This is a genomic window from Mesorhizobium sp. M7A.F.Ca.MR.362.00.0.0 (assembly GCF_004023175.1).
Lineage (GTDB): Bacteria > Pseudomonadota > Alphaproteobacteria > Rhizobiales > Rhizobiaceae > Mesorhizobium.
On sequence record NZ_RZTF01000004.1, the window covers coordinates 11,103 to 17,229 of the forward strand.

At 63.4% G+C, this 6,127-nt stretch carries 4 protein-coding genes and 1 pseudogene (1 of these 5 running past the window's edge); 2 read left to right on the forward strand and 3 right to left on the reverse strand.

The window, feature by feature from the left end:
* Both EOC06_RS41455 and EOC06_RS01015 read left to right on the forward strand, forming a co-directional pair.
* Nucleotides 1-462 (forward strand): annotated as a pseudogene (locus tag EOC06_RS41455) (hypothetical protein) (it extends 395 nt beyond the left edge of the window).
* A gap of 242 nt (nt 463-704) precedes the next feature.
* On the forward strand, nt 705-1,157 hold the full coding sequence (locus tag EOC06_RS01015) for a hypothetical protein (RefSeq protein ID WP_128306858.1): 453 nt from the start codon (nt 705-707) through the stop codon (nt 1,155-1,157).
* A 248-nt stretch (nt 1,158-1,405) separates the two neighbouring features.
* Here the strand turns inward: EOC06_RS01015 and ftsH are convergent, their stop codons facing one another.
* From ftsH to ybgF, 3 genes are all read right to left on the reverse strand, one after another.
* Complete coding sequence (gene ftsH / locus EOC06_RS01020; protein ID WP_023811859.1) at nt 1,406-3,334, reverse strand: ATP-dependent zinc metalloprotease FtsH; 1,929 nt, start codon at nt 3,332-3,334, stop codon at nt 1,406-1,408.
* Between the two features lie 125 nt (nt 3,335-3,459).
* Nucleotides 3,460-4,854: a tRNA lysidine(34) synthetase TilS gene (gene tilS / locus EOC06_RS01025; protein ID WP_128306859.1), complete on the reverse strand. Its 1,395-nt coding sequence runs from the start codon at nt 4,852-4,854 to the stop codon at nt 3,460-3,462.
* A 57-nt stretch (nt 4,855-4,911) separates the two neighbouring features.
* Nucleotides 4,912-6,021, reverse strand: a complete 1,110-nt coding sequence (gene ybgF / locus EOC06_RS01030; RefSeq protein ID WP_127327632.1) for a tol-pal system protein YbgF — start codon at nt 6,019-6,021, stop codon at nt 4,912-4,914.
* Nucleotides 6,022-6,127 lie beyond the last annotated feature (106 nt).

A 6,127-nucleotide genomic window follows, 5' to 3' on the forward strand; every position in this document is an offset into this window, starting at 1 on the left:
AAGTCCGAATGCGCCGCCGGTGCATCCGCCGCTGCCGCCGCCAAGCCGGCAACCACCAAGGCTGCCGCGGCCCCCGCCGACGGCAAGGGTCTGAGCATGGCCGAATGCAGCACCAAGTATCAGGCCGCCAAGACGGCCAACACGCTGAAGGGCATGAAGTGGAACGACTTCCGCAAGACCGAATGCGGCGCCGGCGCATCGGATGACGACACGGTGCCGGCCGCCGACGAGGCCAGCTACACCAAGGAGCCGGCGAAGCCGACGACGGCTGCGCCCAAGGGCGTCAAGTTCCCGTCCGCGATCTCGGCGAAATATGCCAGCGAGACCCCCGGAAAGGGCCGCATGCACACCTGCCTCGACCAGTACTATGTCCTCAAGGACGCCAACGCGCTCGGCGGCCTGAAGTGGATCCAGAAGGGCGGCGGCTTCTACAGCCTGTGCAATGCCAAGCTGAAGGGCTGATCGCTTAGCCATAGTCTCCAAACAAAGGCCCGCGCATCGCAAGATGCGCGGGCCTTTTTTGTTGCGCGAAGACGCACGCTGCCTTGCTCGCATCTGCATGTCGCCGGGCTGCTGGCATCATCAATTCGCCTACACTGCCCACCGCCAAGCTCATCGGTAGTCCGTAAAGATTCTGGTTGAACATATAGAGAACAAACCATATACAAAAAGACGCCAAACTTATTATCAACCAGGAGGGTCTTATGCACACTTTGAAATTGGCGGTATTGGCTGCGACCGCATTTGTCGCTTGGAGCGTCGCCCCCGCAAGCGCACTGACGATGAAGGAATGCGGCGAGACCTATCGAACAGCCAAGGAAGGCGGCACTCTGAACGGCATGGACTGGACGGCTTTTCGCAAGGAGAAGTGCGCGACATCAGCAGCGGACAGTGTCAGCGAGGATACGGTCAAAACCGAGCCGCAGACGAAAAAGGAAACCAGCGCGGCGGTCGCCCCCACTGTAGCGCCCGCGGGCGTGACATTCCCGACCACGCTGGCCGCCGAGTTCAAGACCGAAAAGCCCGCGAAGGCGCGCATGAAGACCTGTCTGCAGGGCTACCATGGCAACAAGGACGCGGGCACGTTGAACGGCCTTCGCTGGATCCAGAAGGGCGGCGGTTATTACAGCCTGTGCAATGCCAAGCTGAAGAGCTGAGCGACAAGGCATCTGAAGAAGAGAAGGCCTGCGAACCGCAGGGTTCGCGGGCCTTTTTGTTGCCTTCGAGGGCACGCCAGCGGCGACGTTGCCAATCTCCCCCCTTGCGGGGGGAGATTGGCTATCACCTAGGCTTTCGCCAATCGTCACCGTCGCAGATGCGAGGTCGCGGACAACTCCTCCTCAACGCCAAAAACAAAAAACGCCGCGGAGCAAGCCGCGGCGTTCGATGAAATCAGTGGTCAAGCTCAACTCGATGGCTGCGGTTCCATGCCGCCTTCGGGCTCAGGACCCTTCTTTCGCCGGCCGCCGGACTTCGGCACGGCCGAGCCACGGCTGGGCGGCGTGTCGTCGCCAAGGTCGCGCGCAGGCTTGTGGCCGGCGATCAACTGCTTGATCTCCTCGCCGGACAGCGTCTCGTATTCCAGCAGGCCCTGCGCCAGCGCGATCCATTCCTTCTTCTTCTTGGTCAGGATGGACTTCGCCGACGAATAGGCCTCATCGATCAGGCGGCGCACTTCGGCATCGATGATCTGCGCCGTTTCTTCCGAGACGTTCTGCGTGCGGGCCACGGAATGCCCAAGGAACACTTCTTCCTGGTTGTCGCCATAGGCGACATGGCCGAGCTTGTCGGAAAAGCCCCAACGCGTGACCATGGCGCGCGCCAGCTTGGTCGCCTGCTCGATATCCGAAGAGGCACCCGAGGTGATGTTTTCCTTGCCGAACTTGAACTCCTCGGCGACGCGGCCGCCCATCATGATGGCGAGACGCGAGATCATGTATTTGTAGCTCATCGAATAGCGGTCGCCTTCGGGCAACTGCATGACCATGCCGAGCGCGCGACCGCGTGGGATGATCGTGGCCTTGTGCAGCGGATCGGCCGATGGCACGTTGAGCGCGAGAATGGCGTGGCCGGCCTCATGGTAGGCGGTCAGTTCCTTCTCGGCCTGGGTCATGGCCGACGAGCGGCGCTCGGCGCCCATCATGATCTTGTCCTTGGCGTCCTCGAATTCGGCCATGGTGACGAGGCGCTTGTTGCGCCGTGCCGCCATCAGCGCGGATTCGTTGACAAGGTTCATCAGGTCGGCGCCGGAAAAGCCCGGCGTACCGCGCGCGATCACCTTGAGGTCGACATTGGGCGCCAGCGGCACGTTGCGCACATGCACCTTGAGGATCTTCTCGCGGCCGACGATGTCAGGGTTCGGCACCACGACCTGGCGGTCGAAGCGGCCTGGCCTCAGGAGTGCCGGGTCGAGCACGTCGGGCCGGTTGGTGGCAGCGATCAGGATGATGCTTTCGTTGGACTCGAAACCGTCCATCTCGACCAGCAGCTGGTTCAGCGTCTGCTCGCGTTCGTCATTGCCGCCGCCGAGGCCGGCGCCGCGATGACGGCCGACAGCGTCGATTTCGTCGATGAAGATGATGCAGGGCGCGTTCTTCTTGGCCTGGTCGAACATGTCGCGGACGCGGCTTGCGCCGACGCCGACGAACATCTCGACGAAGTCAGAACCGGAAATGGTGAAGAACGGCACATTGGCTTCGCCGGCAACCGAGCGGGCGAGCAGCGTCTTGCCGGTTCCCGGAGGGCCGACGAGCAGCACGCCGCGCGGAATCTTGCCGCCGAGCCGCTGGAATTTCTGCGGATCGCGCAGGAACTCGACGATCTCCTCCAGATCTTCCTTGGCTTCGTCGACGCCGGCAACGTCCTGGAAGGTGACGCGACCATGGGCTTCGGTGAGCAACTTGGCCTTCGACTTGCCAAAGCCCATCGCGCGGCCGGAGCCGGACTGCATCTGGCGCATGAAGAATATCCAGACGCCGAGGATTAGGATCATCGGCAGCCAAGAGATCAAATAGCCGAACAGCGAATTGGAACCGTCTGTTTCAGGCCGCGCATTGATGGTGACGTTCTTGTCCTGCAGCCGCGAGACCAGCGAAGGATCGCCGGGCGAATAGGTCTGGAAGCCGCTGGCATTGTCGGTGTAGGTGCCGCTGATGCGGGCGCCCGCGATGGTTACCGTCTTGACCCGGCCCGCCGCGACATCCTGCAGGAACTGCGAATAAGGCACATCGCTGGAAGCCCCTCGCGTCTGCGGCGTCTGGAACAGATTGAACAGGGCTATGAGCAGGACCGCTATGATCGCCCAGAGCGCGAGGTTGCGATAGTTCGGATTCATCAATTGTCCCGTTGGCGTCCGCGGGGCGGACACGCGTCATAAGAGGAAACTTGCGCCTAACATAGGGAGAGCACCTCCCCTTGCCAAGCATAACAGCACGTCTGGGTTAAGCTTTCGCGCAACCATCAGCCGGCACTATGGCCGCTGAAAGGCAAGGGCGGGACCGGGGCCGCGCCAATCAGCCCGGCGACGGCCTGCGCCGGCGCCAGGTCGAACGAAGGCAGGAAGCGGGCAAAGGGGGTAACGACCGGCCGCACTTCCATCATCGCAGACTTCAGTCCATATCCAGGCAAACCAAGGCATTCCCCGGCGTGCCACAACGCCGGTTCGGCCGCGAGCGCGGCGCGCATCAGGCTCGGCGGGGCTTTTCCTTGGCCCGTCGCCAGCCGCTTCGCCGCTGCCATGCCTAGCGGGGCAATCAACAATGCGCTGCTGCTGTCGTTCAATGTGATGCGCCGGCGGCCATCCCACATGGTGCTGCCAGTAAGGGTTGCGGCGGCGGGCAGGCCGCGCGCCTCGCGGCGCAGGAAGATGCCGGAGCGCCGGGAATCGACAACCGTCCGCGACAATGTGGCGCAAAGAAATCCAGCCCTCAGCCGACCGAACAGAGCCTCGCTGCGGGCCTGATCCGGCAAGAAGGCAATTCCGCCGGTCATGGCCAGCAGGATACGCAACGCATAGACGGCCGCTCGCTCGTCGCCTGTGTTCAGCAAGAGCGGATCAAGACGAATGAGCCCGCAGGACAGCCTGGTCGCGAAATCGCCGATCAAACTTGCGGCGGCGAGGCCGAGTTGACTGCGCGCGCGGCCCTCATGCGCGGCCAGCGCCAGTGCATCGTCGATGCGCTGCGCACCGTTGCTGTCGGCAAGGGCGGCCCGCACACGCGGCCGCTCGAAGGCCGCGTCGATATTGGTGGGGTCGTCGGCCCAGCCGACATTCTCACGCCGCAGGACGTCGCGCAGCGCCTCGCGCCGCAACCCGAGAAGCGGCCGAACGATCCACTCGCGCCAGTCATACAAGGTGGCCGGCGCCATGCCGGCAAGTCCCCGGCCTGCCATTTCGGCATGGCCTTGGCCCCCGTCCCGCGCCAATCCTTCTTCGCGCGCTTGCCGCATCAGCACCGTCTCTGCCTGGTCATCGGCGGTATGGCCGGTGAGGATCAGGCCGATGCCTTCGGCTTGTGCCGCCTCGGCCAGCAGCCGGTAGCGCGCCTCGCGAGCAGCCGCGGGCAGGCCGGTCGATGGCTTGGGGCCCGACCATGTCAGGATGCGGTGTGAAATTCCGAGTCTGGCGCACAGCTTCGCCACTGTTTGCGCTTCCGCAGCCGAACCGGACCGCAAACCGTGGTCGATCGTCACCGCAAGCAGCCTGGTTGCCGGCGCCGTGCAGTCGAGATGGTGCTTGAGAAGAAGGAGCAGGGCGGTCGAGTCGCTGCCGCCGGACACGGCCGCAACAGCGCCGCTGGTAAAATCGATATGCGAAAAAGGGTTAGTCGAAAGGTCCGGCTCGTTGTCGAGCATAATGCATGTCGCCCAAAAGTGATCCCGGTTTCAGGACAACGACATGTAGGACAAGGATCAGCAGGCAGCCAGAGCCTTCTCCTGCTTGACGCGTTCCTTGAGCGCACTGGAAATATCGGGGTAGCGCTTGCCGACCTCGCTGAAGGTGGCGCAGGCAACGTCATGCTGCTTGAGGCCGACCAGCGACACGCCGAGCTTCAGCAACATGTCGGGAGCTTTCTTGGCCTTGGGGTAGTCCTTGCTGGCGGCAAGGAACGTCTCGGCCGCGTCGCGGTATTTCTGCTGGCCGAGCAATGACTCGCCCAGCCAGTAATGCGCGTCCGCCGCCTTCGCATCCTTGGGGAAGCGGGCGATGTGATCGCGAAAACCTTGCTCGGCGGTGCCGTAGTCGCCCGAGAGGATGAACTGGTAGGAGTTGCGGTAAAGCTCTTCCGGGTTGTTGGTGGCGGGCAACGCCGCGACCACCGTATCGGATTTTCCGGCCTTGGGCGCCGCCCCGGCGACTGGCGCGGTGTCCTGCGCCGGCGCGGTCGATTGCGTGTTGCCGCCGGCATCGATCACATTGCCGTTCTTGTCGACGGTGATGGTGCCGAAATTCTTTTCCGGCGCTCCCGTACCGGGAATAACCTTTCCGGGGTCGCCGTCGGGAGATTCGACGATGACATCCTCGACCGTCTTGCCGCCTGCCGATTGATCGTTGGCGGGCGCGGCGCCGGCATCGGCCGGCGCCCGTATTGCCGGGGCCGCCGCCACATCGTTGTCGGTGCCGGTGGTGGCGTCCGATTTCTTCTGCGCCGGCGGCTGCCCGCCTTGCGTGCCGCCGCCTTCCAGCTGCTGGAAGCGGAATTCATTGTCTTCCTGCTGCTTGCGGATCTGCTCCTGCATCTGCAGGACCTGGAAATTGAGTTCCTCGATCTTGCCGTTCATCTGCCGCAGCTGCTCTTCCAGGCTGGTGACAGCGGCAGGATCGGATTGCACCAGCTGAACCTGGTCTGGTTTCTTCTTTTGACCGAAAAGGCTGGGCAATTCGATACTGGGAAGATGGAAGGTAAAGCCGCTGTCGGTTGATTGCCCCGTGCCGCTCGCCCCGGTGCCGCTGGCCAGGGCGGTGACGCCTGATAGGAGCAGCAGCGCAAGCGTGCCGCTCAGAACCGATCTCAAATGCATGTGCCTCTCGCAGTGATTTCGTTAGCTTGTTCGCGCCTTCCAATCAGCATGGGACCAGCCAAGCGCCCTCGGCTCATAGCAGGAGCCGAGGGCGCTTGGCTGGTCC

What these genes read in the sequence shown, in the direction of transcription:
- EOC06_RS01015 (WP_128306858.1), top strand. Translation starts at nt 705, where the DNA reads ATGCACACTTTGAAATTGGCGGTATTGGCTGCGACCGCATTTGTCGCT.
- ftsH (WP_023811859.1), bottom strand. Translation starts at nt 3,334, where the DNA reads ATGAATCCGAACTATCGCAACCTCGCGCTCTGGGCGATCATAGCGGTC.
- tilS (WP_128306859.1), bottom strand. Translation starts at nt 4,854, where the DNA reads ATGCTCGACAACGAGCCGGACCTTTCGACTAACCCTTTTTCGCATATC.
- ybgF (WP_127327632.1), bottom strand. Translation starts at nt 6,021, where the DNA reads ATGCATTTGAGATCGGTTCTGAGCGGCACGCTTGCGCTGCTGCTCCTA.